Source organism: Arsenophonus endosymbiont of Apis mellifera (assembly GCF_903968575.1).
Lineage (GTDB): Bacteria > Pseudomonadota > Gammaproteobacteria > Enterobacterales > Enterobacteriaceae > Arsenophonus > Arsenophonus apicola.
In genome coordinates this window covers 1-16,901 of the sequence record NZ_CAJCFU010000070.1, presented here as the reverse complement: position 1 = coordinate 16,901, position 16,901 = coordinate 1, and the positions used below count along the sequence as shown (strand labels likewise).

Here is a 16,901-nt window from a genome sequence, read left to right as displayed (position 1 = left end):
TGCTATTCTGCTCCTGAGTGAGTTTTTTCCACTACTGGTGAAGACGATGTTACGCTTTGATTCAGCATTGAACGACGCTCAAGTTCATATTGCTGTAACATCAAACCAAGTCGGCGATTACGTTGTTCTAACTGTTCGGTTTGCGGTTGAGCAAACAATTGATCATTGGAAACATTTAAACTCACAGGCGACGCAGCACCCATGATAGGTACTGTATTAAATATGGGTGAGTCAGATTTGCCATCCGTCTCTATATTAGACGTATTATAATTCTGCACACCAGCAATAACAGCTACGGCAACACTAGCTGCTACACCAACTTGCGTTATCTGATTAGCCCAAGGGCGAAGCTTACGCCAAAAAGGCATTAAACGCCAGCTAGCTGGCTCAGGTTGTGACTCCGGTATTGCATCAGGCGCAATTTGGATAGGCTCACTTGCCAGCGCCTGCTCTACTTTACCGGTAATATCAAGATGAATAACTTCGTTGATATCGCCTCTCAAACTGTCGCGGATAAGATGGTAGCTCTCCCATCGTTTCTGTAACGAAACATCTTGTAAAATGGTATGGATCAATTCTGAATCAAAGATCTCTCCATCCATTAAAGCGGAAAGTCTCTCTCTATGCATGCCAAAGTACCCTTCAGTAAAATGTGAACCACACTTAATTTCGTATTAGCGGTTGCACTTTATTATCAATAGCTTCCCTTGCCCGAAAAATGCGCGAACGAACTGTACCAACAGGACAATCCATAATAAGCGCTATCTCCTCATAACTCAGTCCATCTAACTCCCTCAGCGTAATTGCCAGGCGTAAATCTTCAGGAAGTGACTCTATGGTCCGGAAAACTACCTTTTTCAATTCTTCTGACAACATTAAATTCTCAGGGTTCGAAATTTCTTTTAATGCATTAGAAGCTTCAAAATTTTCTGCATTAACTACATCCAAATCATTCGATGGCGGTCGACGTCCTTGGGATATAAGATAATTTTTAGCTGTATTGACTGCGATCCGATAAAGCCAAGTATAAAATGCGCTTTCACCACGAAATGAACCGATAGCGCGATAAGCTTTAATAAATGACTCTTGGGCTACATCCGGGACATCTCCCTGCGGTACATAACGAGAAACAAGGCTCACAACCTTATTCTGGTATCGAATAACCAGTAAATTAAAAGCTTTTTTATCCCCTTTTTGTACCCGTTCAACCAGCACCTGGTCTGTCAACTGCTCGCTCATCCGAGGTCACTTCTCCCGAAAATAAGCCTCATATTTTCCTTATTTGAACCCGCCATGTTTTCTCTCATTTGTAAGCAAGCATTTTTTTGAGTGACAAAAACTTGCAAAGTTCCAGTCAATTTAAATTATTTCATATTCAATTTAAGCTAAACCATAAGAAAAGTTCTTTCAAGGCCACCATATTTACTCTAAATAAAAGAATAGGCTAACATGGTAATTTACTCTATTATCAAAGCTCAGTAATCAAACATTATGCCATCAACACAACACTATACGGACATTTTAATCATTGGTAGTGGCATCGCCGGTCTATCGTTAGCGCTTCGATTAGCATCACAATACCAAATAACCATACTTAGTAAAAACATTTCAACTGAAGGCGCATCTTACTATGCCCAAGGTGGAATTGCAGCGGTTTTTGATCAAACAGATAGCATAGCAGCCCATGTTAAAGATACTTTAATTGCTGGGGCCGGGTTGTGTGATAAAAAAACCGTTGAATTTGTCGCCTGTAATGCTTACCACTGTGTACAGTGGTTAATTGAGCAAGGTGTTTTATTTGATAAACAGATCAATCAAGCGGGTAAAGAACAATATCATTTAACAAAAGAAGGTGGCCATAGCCATCGTCGTATTCTTCATTATGCCGACGCAACAGGTAAACAGGTAGAAACAACCTTGGTTGAAAAAGCTATTAAGCATCCGAATATCACGATTAAGGAGCAACACAATGCTATCGATTTGCTCCGTTCAGACAAAGATCCAGCGACAATTACCGGTGCTTACATTTGGGATCTCGACCAACAACAGATTGTTATTTGTCATGCAAAAGTAACTGTATTAGCAACCGGAGGAGCCGCTAAAGTATATCAATATACCACTAATCCCGATATTTCATCAGGCGATGGCATTGCCATGGCCTGGCGAGCCGGTTGTCGGGTGGCTAATCTTGAATTTAATCAATTTCATCCGACTTGTCTTTATCATCCACAAGCACGCAATTTTCTACTAACCGAAGCTTTACGAGGTGAAGGTGCCTATCTTAGACGACCTGATGGTAGCCGCTTTATGCCCGATTTTGATAAAAGAGCGGAACTCGCCCCTCGTGATATTGTTGCTCGTGCCATTGATCATGAAATGAAACGTTTAGGGGCAGATTGTATGTTTCTTGATATTAGCCATCAGCCCGAAAGCGCGATAAAACAACATTTCCCAACTATCTATCAAAAATTAGCCACATTAGGTATTGACATGACTAATGAGCCAATTCCAATTGTACCGGCTGCCCATTATACTTGCGGTGGTGTTATGGTTGATCAGTATGGTCAAACGGATCTGAGACACCTCTATGCTATTGGTGAAGTTAGTTATACCGGGTTACATGGTGCCAACCGGCTAGCATCAAATTCATTATTAGAATGTCTTGTCTATGGATGGTCTGCGGCAAAACAGATAATGCAACAAATCGAACAAATTGATAAACCGTCAACACTCTTTCAATGGAATGAAAATCAATGCCATGATTTAGATGAACAAGTTGTCATTCAACATAATTGGCATGAGTTAAGACTGTTTATGTGGGACTATATGGGTATTGTCAGAACGACCAAACGACTGACCCGGGCATTACATCGTATCCAGTTACTACAACAAGAAATAGATGAATACTATTCAAATTTCCGTCTATCAAATAATTTATTGGAACTGCGTAACCTGGTACAAGTAGCTGAATTAATGATCCGCTGTGCACTTAAGCGTAAAGAGAGTCGTGGATTACATTACACATTAGATTATCCGCAACAGCAACCGGATGCTAAAGCGACTATTCTGAGCCCTTTCAATTAAATGACTAAAGAGGGGAATATAATTACCCCCTTTTATCTATACTGGACAAAGCTGCTAGCTGATTTGTCATTGATTGCTAATAATTCTTTATATCATCACTCAACAAACCATTTTAATAGATGAACAATTTGAGCGTTCTGTTTATAATCCATTGCCTAACCAGAGGTATACAATGACTGCAACTACATTTTCTGAACTTGAGTTAGACCAAAGTCTGCTCAATGCACTGGATGATAAAGGCTATGAGCGCCCGACAGCCATTCAGCTTGCAACTATCCCTGCCGCTATGGAAGGACGCGATATTTTAGGTTCATCGCCTACCGGAACAGGAAAAACCGCCGCTTATTTACTACCGGTGATCCAACACTTACTTGACTTTCCGCGTAAACGATCTGGACCTCCACGTATTCTGATTTTAGCGCCAACTCGTGAACTAGCAATGCAAGTGGCTGAACAGGCAAAAGCGTTAGCCAAATACACCCATATTGATATCGCAACCATTACCGGCGGGGTATCCTATGTTAACCACGCTGAAATTTTTAGTGAAAATCAAGATATTGTTGTCGCAACTACTGGACGCTTATTACAGTATATTAAAGAAGAAAATTTTGATTGTCGGGCAATTGAAACCTTAATTTTAGATGAAGCCGATCGAATGCTTGATATGGGATTTGCCAACGACATTGAAACTATTGCAGGTGAAACACGTTGGCGCAAACAAACTATGTTATTTTCAGCAACACTCGCAGGTGAAGCCATTCACGATTTTGCTAATCGGTTACTGAATAATCCTCATGAAATTGATGCTGATCCTTCAAGACGCGAACGAAAAAAGATCCAACAATACTATTACCGCGCTGATAACCTCGAACATAAAACCGCACTACTTTGCCATCTACTAAAGCAACCCGATGCTACCAAATCGATTATCTTTGTCCGCAAACGCGAAAGAGCGCATGAGTTGGTTCAATGGTTACAGCAAGCCAATATAAAAACCTGGTTACTCGAAGGAGAAATGGTTCAGGCAAAGCGGACTGAAGCGGTTAAACGTCTAAATAGTGGACAAATTAACGTCTTAGTGGCAACCGATGTGGCCTCACGTGGCCTAGATATTGACGATATTAGTCATGTATTCAACTTTGACTTACCGCGTACTGCTGATGTCTATTTGCACCGTATTGGTAGAACCGCACGCGCTGGGCGCAAAGGAATAGCAATTAGCTTAGTCGAAGCCCATGATCAGCCGCTATTAGGTAAAATCAGCCGTTATCTTAAAGAGCCATTAAAAATACGCGTCATCGATAGCCTTCGGCCAACCACAAAAGCACCGTCTGAAGGTTCGTTACGTAAAGCCAAACCCTCGAAAAAAATTCGACTAAAACGGCAAGAAAAGAAAAAAACTGACCAACAACAAAAGAAAAAAACCAAAGAGCGCCATCGCGACAGTAAAAATATCGGTAAACGTCGTAAACCATCAGTAAAGCAAACTGATAACAGCGAATGATTATCCCAACCACTTATTAATTTTTCTGCTTAACTAACAAAAATTAACAGCCTGAAACCATTATCAGGCTGTTAGATATTATTTCTCAACTTATTAAGTACTATTTAATTATAAACTTTGCGTAAAAGTACGCGTAATTACATCACGTTGCTGCTCAGGTGTTAAGGAATTAAAATGCACTGCATAACCTGAAACCCGAATGGTTAATTGTGGATATTTTTCCGGATTTTCAATCGCATCTTCTAAAGTTTCACGAGATAGAACATTAACATTAAGATGTTGTCCTCCTTCTACCGCTACCTGCGGTTTAACTTCAAGGGGGATTTCCCGATATTCAAATGAACCTAACATCTTCTTGGCAACAATTTGTCCTTCATTAAAATCAGTTTTAGCGCAAATACAGCGAGCTTCATTTTTTTCGTCATCCAATAACCAAAAAGAATTTAATAATGCTGCATTATCTGCTTTAGTAATCTGTATACCAATAACCATGTCGACCTCCAAATTCGAACAAGATTAAAATAACAATTTGAAATTATTTTCAAATTTGCTATTTGCTATAACCATTATTTCTATAGACTATATAACAATTAAATATCGGTAATTCATTGATATAAATCAATAATTTCGGTTCGCAATTAATAATGAGATCGACAACTTTCTGTTTTAAATCAATTTTTTGTTTAAAAAAAATTTATATTTTTTAGAAAATAATTTTAATCCGAAAATTATAATGAAAAACAAGCGATTTCCGTTTTAAAATTTACCTCACATAACGTAAATGTTAAGTTAAACCTTATATTAATCAAAATCTAAAGGAATGGTTATGTCCGCTTTGCCCACCTGGCACGATGTCATCGGTTCAGAAAAAGAACAAGATTATTTCCGTAACACCCTGGCTTATGTTGCTAAAGCACGCCAACAAGGTACGACAATCTTTCCACCACAAAAAGATGTCTTCAATGCTTTCCGTTATACCGAACTGAGTGAAGTAAAAGTGGTGATACTAGGACAAGATCCTTACCATGGCCCTAATCAAGCGCATGGTCTCTCTTTTTCTGTCCGACCAGGTGTTCCTGCGCCACCTTCACTGGTTAATATGTACAAAGAACTTGCAAAAGATATTCCAGATTTCCACTACCCCAATCACGGTTATCTGGTCAGTTGGGCCCAGCAAGGAGTATTATTATTAAACACGGTTTTAACCGTGGAACAAGGCAAAGCACATTCTCACGCCCATCTCGGTTGGGAAACCTTTACCGATAAGGTAATTGCAGCAATTAATCAATACCGCACTGGTGTCGTTTTTTTACTGTGGGGTGCCCATGCACAGAAAAAAGGTCAATTTATTGATAACCATAAACATTTTGTCCTTAAAGCACCACATCCATCCCCTCTTTCTGCCCATAGAGGTTTTTTCGGTTGCCGACATTTTTCTAAAACCAATGAAATACTCATAAGACAGGGGTTAAGCCCTATTGACTGGACGCCGATCATTCCTGAAGAATAAACTGAATGCCACCACCATATGGGTGGCATTATCTGCATTTACTTTGCTTTTGACACAATCACCATTGCCGGACGCAATAAACGACCATTTAAGGTATAACCTTTTTGCATAACATCAATAACTTGGTTAGGTTCATGCTCTGCAGAATCGATCATCGTCATGGCTTGATGCTGTTCTGGGTTGAAAGGAACATTCTTCTCCGCTACTACCTTAATACCGTATTTGCCTACTGTGGCTAAAAAAGATTTTAAGGTTAATTCAAGTCCTTCCAGCATTGGTATTGATTCAGCTTTTTCCTTATCAACAAGTTCGATGGCCCTTTCCAGATTATCAATCACAGGTAGCAATTCATTAGCAAACCGCTCTAGAGCAAACTTATGCGCTTTTTCAACATCTTGCTCAGTACGGCGACGAATATTTTCCACTTCAGCCTTAGCGCGCAACAATGCTTCACGCTCACGTTTTTGCGCTTCTAGCAACTGCTGCTCTAATTCAGTAATCCGTGGATCAATTAATACTTCTTCCGTAGAACTCACTGGTTGCTCGGTCTGAATTGCTGGTTCTTTTGCCTCATTTTTTTGTGATTTTTTTGATTCTTTTTGTTTAGAGGCTTGCTCATCATGCACTTTATGATCTTTACTACTCATGAGTATCTCCACATTCTTTTTAGCATTAATCCAGATTATTAGCTTATTATGGGGATAAAAGTTTGGGATTCAAGAGAGCACGCCAACTTGTAAGAGGAAATAAACCATGCTGACCGGAAAACCAGCAAAAAAGGCATTATTTGAATATATTGGCATTGTCGGTCACCCTAGACATCCAGAGGCATTGGCAACTCATGAACAACTTTATAACTGGCTAAGAGCGCAAAAATATAAAGTTATTGTTGAACAACAAATTGCCCAACAGCTTAAGTTAAAAAATGCCAACATCGGTAGATTTACAGACATTGGTAAAACCGCTGATTTAATAATCGTTGTTGGTGGTGATGGTAATATGCTAGGCGCTGCTCGCGTCCTATCACGCTATGAGAATAAAGTTATTGGCATCAATCGCGGTAACCTTGGTTTTTTAACTGATCTGGGGCCAGATAACGCGCTACAGCAACTGACAGACGTATTAGCTGGCCATTTTTATGAAGAACAGCGCTTCTTATTGGAAACCCAAATCAGCAAAAAAAATCACAAACCGCGCATGAGTACGGCAATTAATGAAGTCATTTTACACCCAGGCAAAGTGGCTCATATGATCGAATTTGAAGTTTATATAGATGATCGCTTTGCCTTTTCTCAACGCTCCGATGGACTGATTATTACCACACCGACGGGCTCAACCGCTTATTCGCTCTCTGCCGGAGGCCCAATCCTCACCCCCAACCTTGAGGCTATCGCGTTAGTTCCTATGTTTCCGCATACTCTTTCATCACGACCTCTCGTTATCAGTAGTGACAGTAGTATTAAATTAAAATTTAGACAAAAAAACATCAATTATGAAATCAGTTGTGACAGCCAAATCATTTTACCTATCCAAGATGATGATGAGGTCTTAATCAAACGAAGTAATAAAAAACTTAATCTCATCCATCCAAAAGATTATAATTATTTCAATACATTAAGTTCAAAACTAGGCTGGTCAAAGAAAACCTTTTGATTTTTTTTAATTACTACTTTACTGTATAAAAAACCAGTTTATACTGTATTTATTAACAGTAGTGTTTTTACATACAGGAGAAGCACATGCTTATTCAATTAACCATCAATAATTTTGCCATTGTCCGCAAACTGGAAATTGATTTTTATCCAGGGATGTCCGCCATTACCGGCGAAACAGGCGCTGGTAAATCAATTGCAATCGATGCATTGGGTTTATGTTTAGGCAACCGAGCTGATACCAATATCGTGCGTCCTGGTGCTTCTCGTAGCGATATTTGTGCCCATTTCTCCCTTACTGACACTCCCACAGCACAAGATTGGCTAAAAAATTACCAATTAGATAACCATAATGAATGTTTGCTACGCAGAATCATCACGGCTGATGGACGATCACGCGGTTTTATTAATGGCACCGCGGTTCCCTTATCTCAATTACGTGAACTAGGGACATTACTTATTCAAATACATGGCCATTACGCTCACCAATTACTATTAGATAATCAGCATCAAAAATATCTGTTGGATACTTACGCCAACCAAACCGCTATCTTAGCTGAAATGAAATCAGCCTGGAAAAATTGGCATCAAAGCTGCCAAGAATTAACAAAATTTCAACAACAAGCCGCTGAACGCCTATCACGCCAACAACTTATTGAATATCATCTGAAAGAATTGGATGAATTAAAACCACAAGCGGATGAATATCAAAAACTAGAGCAAGAATATAAACAACTGGCCAACCGTGAACAATTTCTTTCCTTAAGTCAAAATGCATTACAAATCCTTAATGACAATGAAGAACAAAATATTATCAGTATGCTAAATCATGTAAAGCAAGAGATTAATGAGCTTTCTTCTGTTAGTAATCAATTCAGTCATTTACTTGATATGCTTGAAGAAGCCTCGATCCAAATTCATGAAGTGAGTAATGAATTACGTCATTATGGTGACCGGACAGAGCTAGATCCTAGCCAACTATTCGAATTAGAACAACGCATCGCAAAATATGTCAATTTAGCCCGTAAACATCGCGTTGCGCCCGAATTACTGTTTGAATTACATCAACAACTACTGGCAGAACAAGAAAAGCTCAATCAGCAACAAGATGATTGTGACCACCTAACGACTCAAGTCGAAGGTCATCATCAATATGCGTTAGAAATAGCCAGCAAACTGCATCAAATACGGCAACAATATGCCAGTGAATTAAGTCAATTAATCACCAACAGTATGCATCAACTTTCAATGCCGCATGGCTATTTTACGGTTGATGTCAATTTTAATCCTGAACATTTACAAATTGATGGAGCAAGCCAAGTCGAATTCAACGTTACAACCAATCCGGGACAACCTCATCAAGCATTAATAAAAGTTGCTTCAGGTGGAGAACTTTCACGTATCGCACTGGCCATACAAGTGATAACAGCCAAAAAAATGGATACGCCCGCACTCATTTTCGATGAGGTTGATGTGGGGATTAGTGGTCCTACCGCCGCGGTGGTTGGAAAACTATTACGCGAATTAGGCAATTCAACTCAAGTTATGTGCGTTACCCATTTACCTCAAGTTGCAGCCTGTGGTCATCACCATTTTTATGTGAGCAAACAAACTAATGGTTGTGAAACAGAAACGCAAATGCAATTATTAGATAAAAAAAACCGCTTACAAGAAATTGCCCGGTTACTGGGCGGTAGCGAAGTAACTAAAAACATCCTAGCTAGCGCAAAAGATCTACTTGCTGCCTAAAAACATCCTCAACTTTATTGTATATTATGGCTCATAGAATAATGAGGAAAGGTTTTCAATTTCATCAATGTCGATTATTATCGATATTCTGACTCTCAAAGGAATATATGACCATGCGTTGTAAACTGTTAATTGCTGCTGCAATGTCTGTTGTTTTAACAGCAGGTTGTTCTATGGCAGAACGGCTTGTTTACCGTCCTGACATTAATCAAGGCAACTATCTTTCTGCCAGTGATGTTGCAAAAATCCAAAAAGGGATGACTCAACAGCAAGTCGCCTATACATTAGGCACACCAATGCTAAAGGATCCGTTTGGCCAGCTAATTTGGTATTATATTTTCCGTCAACAGCCTGGACATGAAAAGGTTAAACAACAAACATTAACCCTTACTTTTGATCGCAATGGTATTTTAGTCGATATCAAAAATAACGATAGCTTAGCAGCACAGAAAGCATCAACACTCATGTAACCCCTACGCAATGCTATTGATATTTATGTAAAATTATCACTAGACCGCCAATTAAACGGCAACACAATTGGCGGTCACTCTAGTTCATTACAAATAAGTTACTAAGATTTTTGTTTGGCTTTTTCTGCCCGCTTTCGCCGTATTTCTTTCGGATCAGCAAGTAACGGACGATAAATTTCAACCCGATCACCATCAGATAAAATATCGGATAATTTAGCGGGTCGACTATAAATACCCACTTTATTTTTACTTAAATCAATGTCATCACGAAGCGCCAATATACCTGATTGCACAATCGCCTCTTCAACACAAGCGCCTTCTGCTAGCTTGACGTGCAACAGAAATTGCCTATCTGGCAATGCAAAAACCACTTCAATATCTATATCAGCCACGATAAACCTCGTGCGCCCGTTGAGTAAAAGCTTGCACCATATTTCCAGCCAGCTCTTTAAAAATACGACCAAAAGCCAACTCTATCAGTTTATTAGTAAATTCAAAATCAAGGTATAACTCTACTTTACAGGCATTTTCATTCAATGGTGTAAATAACCAATTACCCATTAACTTACGAAATGGCCCTTTTACCAGCTGTATTTTAATACTCTTATTATCCTTTAATATATTATGAGTAACAAAAGTTTTACTAATACCTGCTTTAGCAACCTCAACAGACGCGGTCATTTCATTATTAGCATAATTCAACACCCGACTACCCACACAACCGGGCAAAAATTGCGGATATGAATCCACATCATTGACTAAATTGTACATTTTCTCCGCACTATAAGGCACTAATGCAGAACGACTAATTTGCGGCATAACCATTCTCACCAAGTAAATCAAAAACAATAATAACATTGATATACACTGAAATAAAAATTCTGGGCGGCAACTTAGTCTAATAAATGCTCACTTAACACCAAATAATAGATCCTTACCGTGCCATTTAGTTATACATACAGTATAATCGCCGATTATGACAAAGAAAAAAGCACACAAGCCTGGTTCGGCAACGATTACGCTAAATAAAAGAGCACGCCATGAATACTTCATTAGTGAAGAAATCGAGGCGGGTCTAGCTTTGCAAGGTTGGGAAGTTAAAGCACTACGCGCAGGCAAAGCCAATATTAGTGACAGTTATGTTTTACTAAAAGAGGGTGAAGCATATCTTTTTGGCGCCACAATTACCCCGCTAAATGTGGCTTCTTCCCATGTGGTGTGTGATCCAATGCGTACCCGAAAGTTATTGCTAAATCAACGTGAACTTGATTCGCTGTTTGGTAAAATCAATCGCGAAGGACACACTGCGGTAGCATTATCCCTTTACTGGAAAAATGCCTGGTGTAAAATCAAAATTGGTGTCGCCAAGGGTAAAAAAGAGCACGACAAGCGTTCAGATATTAAAGAGCGCGAATGGAAGTTAGACAAAGCAAGAATTATGAAAAATGCTGGCCGCTAATGAGCTAAGTGCTAGCATTATTAAGTTTTTTTCTGATATAATTGAATAATCAACTTGGGGCTGATTCTGGATTCGACGGGATTTGCGAAACCCAAGGTGCATGCCGAGGGGCGGTTGGCCTCGTAAAAAGCCGCAAAAAATAGTCGCAAACGACGATAACTACGCTCTAGCAGCTTAATAACCTGCTTAGAGCCCTCTCTCCCTAGCCTCCGCTCTTAGGACGGGGATCAAGAGAGGTCAAACCTAAAAGAGATCGCGTGGATGCCTAGCCTGGGGTTGAAGCGTTAAACTTAATCAGGCTAGTCTGTTAGTAGTGTGTCTGTCCACAGCTAGCTGGCGAATGTAAAGACTAGACTAAGCATGTAGTACCGAGGATGTAGAAATTTCGGACGCGGGTTCAACTCCCGCCAGCTCCACCAAATAAAACAAGGGGTTACGTGAAAACGTAGCCCCTTTGATTTACCTAATGTCCACTTTGCGTCCACCACTTATAATCAAGTGGACACTTTTAATTAGCTCATCAGCATATCAAGTGCTATTGCCCTATCCATTTTGCTCATAGACATTATTGTCTTTTTAACTTTATCTTTATTGGGATATGTCAGAATTTGTCTAAGTTGAATGTCCAGCAATGCTGCAGTTAAACAATGCTTGTTCGTACATTTTATATAGCACTCTGTTAAGCAACGATGCCTATATTGACTCTCTATAATGTTTGCTTTTGATCCACACTCAGGGCATATAAATTCTATTTGATTAGGATTTTTATTATGTGAGTAACTACCTGTTTTTCTGATAGATGGAATTACTTCACTTGTAACCCATTTTCTCAGCCTATGGGATATCGAACCTTTTTTAATGGCATCACGAGAACGCAGCATTAATGTGTACATACCAGATTCATTAATGATGTTTACTTTTTGTTTCCCGCCAAGGGTGTCACTTAAAGTTACACCCTTTTCATCATCATCAAGTGTGGCGATAGCTTGTCGGCTATTTGTGATCTGCAAGGCGTTGCAAATATCTTGAGCAACAAACCAAGGGATACCATTTTTAATCAATGTGCGTATTTGCTGATTTTCAAATATAAATGGGGTTAATGATAGATTAGCCATTACTGACTCCTTTTGTTTTTTTCGAATAAGTTGGGTGCTGGGAGGTTCGAAATGGCCAAAAGTAACCACACGGTTTATTTCCCCTAAGGGTATTTTATTCACCGTCCTCCCAACATAATTCGGATGGAACTATGCCAGAGAGCCGTTTATAGGCACAAAAAAGCCAACGCTGACGGGGTTGGTGTGATCCGCTTTTAGAGGTTTTCGACGCCTCGCGAGTAGACAATAAATAATAATGTCCTAAAGGTCAATAATATTATAATATGATGGTGTCAGGGGGCTCAAAACGGCTACAAGTACCGTGGGCTTATTTCCCTTTCAGGTGTTATATTTGCCACCCTCCCGACATTACTGAATAGGATGTATTTACCATCAATATGAACAGTAGATAATTATCCTTTTGAGGTCAATAGCATTCTAACCACATAATCATTTTCGTGACATGTCACGCCGTGTTTTATTTTTTCTAAAATATGTCACACTAGACAAACTTGATATTTTTTAGGATAAGTTTGTATGAGCAATACTAACTCTGTAGCTAAGTACAGTTCCATTCGCATGACTATACCTGCGGACTTGAAAGAACAATTTCTGTTAGAATGTGAACAGGCTGGCGTTGATGCTGGTGAATTAAAATGCTTTTCAACAAATCCGCCTAGCATCATAAGAGTGCTATACGAAACTGCTGCTAAGTCCGAAATGGCTAAAAAATTTATAGGGATATTAAAAATGTTTGGTCAAGAACGTAACGTTAGAATTGAAGTTTATACCGACAAAAAGAATGTCGATTTAAAAGGCTACTCAGAAGAAGAAGCCCTCCGCTTAATCGAAGCAAGCGACACAATTCGCATTGCTCATGCAGACGATAAAGAAGAACAAGAAAAATAATTGTTACATGTATTTCAGTATTTCATGTCCTCTCAAGCCGCATGTTTACTAGCTTTTTGAAATTATGCGGCTCATTTCGCGATCCAATCAAACCCACGTAAAATAGAATTTTCTTTTATATTTCATTGCGTTGTATTTTTGTGCGATCCAGTTCGTGATCTAAAAACGGAAATCTATTGAAATTATTTTCACACATTTCAATTTGAAGTTTTCGGCAAGTCCTTAGTATTGGCGCGGCTTGGCGATATGTTTTGTAGAATTTTAAAACTGAAATAATTTTTAGATCCAAATTGTGCAGGCGGGTGCGGTGTAGTGCGTTTTACGTGGTGAAAACTTTTATTTCGTGGGTGCTGTGAGTCGTCAGCGCTATTCAGTGAATGCGATCCATTTTGTTTATCTGTTGATGTAGTTTGTTATGTGATACGCTCAGAATGGCGCTCAGACAGTTTTATTGCAGGTACAAAAAGCCCACGTAATGTGGGCAAATAATCATTTAATGAGACAATTACTTCGCAAGAGCTAATTGTTTTTTTATGAGAGTTTATCTATGACCTTTTTAGCCTTATTATCGATCTTTATTTTGCTAAGTTCTATGTAATATGAAAAGGTTAAGTCATACTTGAATGGTTCTTTCTGGCAATGCCTGTCTTGGCATATAGCTACTATTTCTGTATGTTCTCTATGGGTCTTATGTATCGTGATTATACCTGCTGGCTTTTTGCAGCAAGGACAAGTCACAAGGGTGGCGGTTGAAGCAACTCTCTTTGAAGTTTGATAACTTCCAGTTTTGCGAATTGAAGGCAATACTTCATTTGTTACCCATTTGCGGAATCGATGAGGTAGCGTTCCTTGTTTAACAGCATCACGACAACGGAGTACTAAAGTGTACATTCCCGATTCATTGATAATGTTTATTCTCTGTTTTCCGCCAAGGGTGTAACTCAAAGTTACATCCTTTTCATCATCATCAAGTGCTGCGATAGCTTTTCGACTATTTGTAATCTGTAAAGCATCGCAAATATCCTGAGCAACAAACCAAGGGATGCCATTTTTAACAAATGTGCGTAATTGATGATTTTCAAACATGAAAGGAGTGATTAATAAGCTAGCCATTATAGCCTCTTTAATTTTTTTGAGATTTATATTTATACCAATAATATGGCGTCGGGAGGCTCAAAACGGCTTAAAGATACCGCGGACTTATTCCCCTCTAGGGTGTTGTATTAGTCGCCCTCCCGACATTGTTCCGGGTATGAACGCATAATGCGCTCAATAATGATAGGCATAAAAAATCCAACACTGACGGGGTTGGTTTGTACCGCTTTAAGAGGTTTTGAGTCCTCGTGTGCAGAACTTTAATGAATTACTTTCGGAAGGTCAACTATATATTCCTTTGAATATTAAATTTTCGTACCATGTACGATAATATCTTGACAATCGTACGTAGTACGAGTAATCTATTAACTATAGAAGGAAAGGATGTTTTTTATGGAATACCTACTTTTTATTGAAACCCCTGTATTTAGTAGAGAACGTACAGAACTGTTAACCGATGATGAATTTAGACAACTACAACAATACTTACTAAAAAATCATGAACAAGGCAGTACCATTAGCGCTACTGGAGGATGTAAAAAGATCCGTTGGTTGAGGGAAGGAATGGGAAAACAGGGCGGTGTCAGAATCATTTACTACACCATGACGAAAATTGGAAAGATCTATCTTCTTTTAATCTACCCAAAAAATAAAAAAGATGACTTAACCTCAAAAGAAAAAGAAGTACTTAAAGCCATCATTAATAAATTGCAATAATCAACCGCTGCGTAGATACGCGACATATTCATACAACGGAGGCACGATGGACAAAAAACTTTTTGGCGATCTGGTTGAAAGCATGAATCAGATGGTAGCGATGGAAAAAGGGGAACGTTCTATTCCTTCTGAAAATATTCATCGCCATCGTCTGCCTAATGTAAAAAACCTACGTGAAACCTTTGGCTTAAAGCAAAGTGAATTTGCCGAAGCTGTTGGCGTTTCTGCATCCTTAATTCAGAGCTGGGAACAACACCGCCGTATTCCTTCTGGTTCAGCACTTAAATTACTTAAAATGCTTGAGCGTAATCCAACGCTAATTAATGAGCTAAGTACACTTTGACATTTTCTATTTCCTCATCATTCTTTACGTGGTGAAAACTTTTATTTCGTGGGCGCTGTGATTTCTCAGGGCTATGCAGCAGGTGCGTTCCATTTTGTTTATCGTTGATGTGGTTTGTTATGTGATGCGCTCAGAATGGCGCTCAGACAGTTTTATTGAAGGTACAAAAAGCCCACGTTAGATGGGCAAATGGTGGACGATAACTTTACTTACCAATAACAGGGGAATACTTTTTATTCAAGCTGTCTGACTTGGTGCCAGTGCCTTTGATAGCTGATGCGTTAGTTGGTGTGCCTGTATTACTGTGAGTATGTGATGCGGTGAGTTCTGCTAATTCCTTGACCACATCTAACGTATCTATCATCAGCTGAGCAACGTTGATTTGTTGGCTACCTATCCAAATGATAGGGGCTATGATTTGTTGTTGTACGCCAGCAATACTTTGCTTTATTTGCCCAACTTTCTCTATTAGCTTCTGTCCAATTTCTACAGTGGCATTCTGACCAACCTCAATAGTCATGTCTTTTTCAATACTGCCGACATAGTTTGATGATGTTGCTATTGCGTAGTCACCCTCGGCTAAATTCTGGATTGCACCTGCTAATAGTTTTCTAGTACCTAAAACGGTTAATGTGTCATTGGCCTGTACTGTGGTTTCTCTCGCGACCAGTTCGCGTTGTTCTTTGTCCGCTTTGATATTTCGGATCATTGATGCTTCATTGATGCTTTGGTCTGTTTCACGATTCCAGCTACCATCTTGTGTCACGCGCTGAAAAACTTCTTTGCGTTGCTGCTGCAATTGTTCCCCTGGTTGTATGTCTGGGAGGGTATTATTTTGACTGAGTGTTTGCCGGATAAACGGTTTATCGGGCCTCCCACCTTCAAAAGCAATTTCAACTAAAGTTCCCTCCGGTGGAAATTGAAACATACCACATTCAACCCCTGCCATGGGTAAAGGCAGCGGCACTGCTTTGTAGGTAGGTGCGGCTGATTCGTTGCCATCACTATCCAGTAATTGCACATCTACAGCATATTTTGGCCGGAACGGATCAGAAATATCACCAGCACTGACTGCTTCACTTGGTGATTCAATTCTCGCGAATTTTGGTAAATGCAAACCTGCTGATAATTCGGGGTAAGCTTTATCTATCTGGCTTTGAATTGGGGTTTTATTTTTGGCCTTTCCAGTAAGTGGATTAATCGCCAACCAGTAAAGCGTGATATCATCGTTATCAAGCTGGACTTTATGCACGCGCTTACCGTTTACCACTGTTCCGGCTCGTAAGGCGGGTATTAATGGAAAGGTGGCGCTGTT

The 16,901-nt window shown here is 39.4% G+C and carries 18 protein-coding genes, 1 other RNA gene and 1 pseudogene; 11 read left to right on the top strand and 9 right to left on the bottom strand.

The window, feature by feature from the left end; translation table 11 throughout:
- Window positions 1-2 precede the first annotated feature (2 nt).
- Together rseA and rpoE are read right to left on the bottom strand one after the other, a co-directional pair.
- Window positions 3-629, bottom strand: a complete 627-nt coding sequence (gene rseA, locus H1X92_RS11440; protein ID WP_180560276.1) for an anti-sigma-E factor RseA — start codon at window positions 627-629, stop codon at window positions 3-5.
- 34 nt (window positions 630-663) lie between these two features.
- Window positions 664-1,239, bottom strand: a complete 576-nt coding sequence (rpoE, locus tag H1X92_RS11435; protein ID WP_180560275.1) for an RNA polymerase sigma factor RpoE — start codon at window positions 1,237-1,239, stop codon at window positions 664-666.
- Window positions 1,240-1,491: 252 nt separating this feature from the next.
- Between rpoE and nadB the strand changes: the two genes are divergently transcribed.
- Complete coding sequence (gene nadB, locus H1X92_RS11430; RefSeq protein WP_180560274.1) at window positions 1,492-3,084, top strand: L-aspartate oxidase; 1,593 nt, start codon at window positions 1,492-1,494, stop codon at window positions 3,082-3,084.
- A 172-nt stretch (window positions 3,085-3,256) separates the two neighbouring features.
- Window positions 3,257-4,588 (top strand): ATP-dependent RNA helicase SrmB, encoded by a 1,332-nt coding sequence (srmB, locus tag H1X92_RS11425; RefSeq protein WP_180560273.1) that lies wholly within the window; start codon window positions 3,257-3,259, stop codon window positions 4,586-4,588.
- A gap of 108 nt (window positions 4,589-4,696) precedes the next feature.
- On the opposite strand, the gene grcA is transcribed toward srmB, so the two are convergent.
- Window positions 4,697-5,080 carry an autonomous glycyl radical cofactor GrcA gene (gene grcA / locus H1X92_RS11420; RefSeq protein WP_180560272.1) on the bottom strand — a complete coding sequence of 128 codons (384 nt, stop codon included), beginning with the start codon at window positions 5,078-5,080 and terminating at the stop codon, window positions 4,697-4,699.
- A 334-nt stretch (window positions 5,081-5,414) separates the two neighbouring features.
- On the opposite strand from grcA, the gene ung reads away from it, so the two are divergent.
- A complete protein-coding gene (gene ung / locus H1X92_RS11415; RefSeq protein WP_180560271.1) occupies window positions 5,415-6,098 on the top strand; it encodes a uracil-DNA glycosylase in 684 nt (227 codons plus the stop codon).
- Window positions 6,099-6,136: 38 nt separating this feature from the next.
- On the opposite strand, the gene grpE is transcribed toward ung, so the two are convergent.
- Entirely contained in the window at window positions 6,137-6,745 is a 609-nt protein-coding gene (gene grpE, locus H1X92_RS11410) for a nucleotide exchange factor GrpE (protein WP_180560270.1), read from the bottom strand.
- A 106-nt stretch (window positions 6,746-6,851) separates the two neighbouring features.
- On the opposite strand from grpE, the gene nadK reads away from it, so the two are divergent.
- The 3 genes from nadK to bamE all read left to right on the top strand — a co-directional run bounded on the left by nadK (window position 6,852) and on the right by bamE (window position 9,969).
- A complete protein-coding gene (gene nadK, locus H1X92_RS11405) occupies window positions 6,852-7,751 on the top strand; it encodes an NAD(+) kinase (protein WP_180560269.1) in 900 nt (299 codons plus the stop codon).
- Between the two features lie 86 nt (window positions 7,752-7,837).
- Complete coding sequence (recN, locus tag H1X92_RS11400) at window positions 7,838-9,499, top strand: DNA repair protein RecN (RefSeq protein ID WP_180560268.1); 1,662 nt, start codon at window positions 7,838-7,840, stop codon at window positions 9,497-9,499.
- Between the two features lie 113 nt (window positions 9,500-9,612).
- Window positions 9,613-9,969: an outer membrane protein assembly factor BamE gene (bamE, locus tag H1X92_RS11395; RefSeq protein WP_180560267.1), complete on the top strand. Its 357-nt coding sequence runs from the start codon at window positions 9,613-9,615 to the stop codon at window positions 9,967-9,969.
- 101 nt (window positions 9,970-10,070) lie between these two features.
- Here the strand turns inward: bamE and H1X92_RS11390 are convergent, their stop codons facing one another.
- Entirely contained in the window at window positions 10,071-10,361 is a 291-nt protein-coding gene (locus tag H1X92_RS11390; RefSeq protein WP_180560266.1) for an RnfH family protein, read from the bottom strand.
- The gene (locus H1X92_RS11385; protein ID WP_026821677.1) at window positions 10,354-10,788 is read right to left on the bottom strand and encodes a type II toxin-antitoxin system RatA family toxin; all 435 of its coding nucleotides are present in this window, start codon (window positions 10,786-10,788) and stop codon (window positions 10,354-10,356) included. The genes H1X92_RS11390 and H1X92_RS11385 overlap by 8 nt, the downstream gene beginning before the upstream one ends.
- Before the next feature lie 157 nt (window positions 10,789-10,945).
- Here H1X92_RS11385 and smpB point away from each other — a divergent pair, with 157 nt between their 5' ends.
- Entirely contained in the window at window positions 10,946-11,428 is a 483-nt protein-coding gene (gene smpB / locus H1X92_RS11380) for an SsrA-binding protein SmpB (protein WP_180560264.1), read from the top strand.
- Between the two features lie 56 nt (window positions 11,429-11,484).
- Window positions 11,485-11,847: a transfer-messenger RNA gene (gene ssrA / locus H1X92_RS11375) on the top strand.
- Window positions 11,848-11,940: 93 nt separating this feature from the next.
- Here ssrA and H1X92_RS16265 read toward each other — a convergent pair.
- Complete coding sequence (locus H1X92_RS16265) at window positions 11,941-12,543, bottom strand: BRO family protein (RefSeq protein WP_180560263.1); 603 nt, start codon at window positions 12,541-12,543, stop codon at window positions 11,941-11,943.
- Between the two features lie 516 nt (window positions 12,544-13,059).
- Between H1X92_RS16265 and H1X92_RS11365 the strand changes: the two genes are divergently transcribed.
- Window positions 13,060-13,431 carry a hypothetical protein gene (locus H1X92_RS11365; RefSeq protein ID WP_180560262.1) on the top strand — a complete coding sequence of 124 codons (372 nt, stop codon included), beginning with the start codon at window positions 13,060-13,062 and terminating at the stop codon, window positions 13,429-13,431.
- Between the two features lie 759 nt (window positions 13,432-14,190).
- Here H1X92_RS11365 and H1X92_RS15925 read toward each other — a convergent pair.
- Window positions 14,191-14,544, bottom strand: a pseudogene (locus H1X92_RS15925) (BRO-N domain-containing protein); the annotation flags it as partial.
- A gap of 375 nt (window positions 14,545-14,919) precedes the next feature.
- Between H1X92_RS15925 and H1X92_RS11355 the strand changes: the two are divergent.
- The gene (locus tag H1X92_RS11355) at window positions 14,920-15,243 is read left to right on the top strand and encodes a type II toxin-antitoxin system RelE/ParE family toxin (RefSeq protein WP_180560260.1); all 324 of its coding nucleotides are present in this window, start codon (window positions 14,920-14,922) and stop codon (window positions 15,241-15,243) included.
- Between the two features lie 46 nt (window positions 15,244-15,289).
- Window positions 15,290-15,586 carry a NadS family protein gene (gene nadS / locus H1X92_RS11350; protein WP_180560259.1) on the top strand — a complete coding sequence of 99 codons (297 nt, stop codon included), beginning with the start codon at window positions 15,290-15,292 and terminating at the stop codon, window positions 15,584-15,586.
- Window positions 15,587-15,791: 205 nt separating this feature from the next.
- On the opposite strand, the gene H1X92_RS11345 is transcribed toward nadS, so the two are convergent.
- Window positions 15,792-16,901: hypothetical protein (locus tag H1X92_RS11345; protein ID WP_180559000.1), on the bottom strand; the 1,110-nt coding region annotated here is incomplete at its 5' end.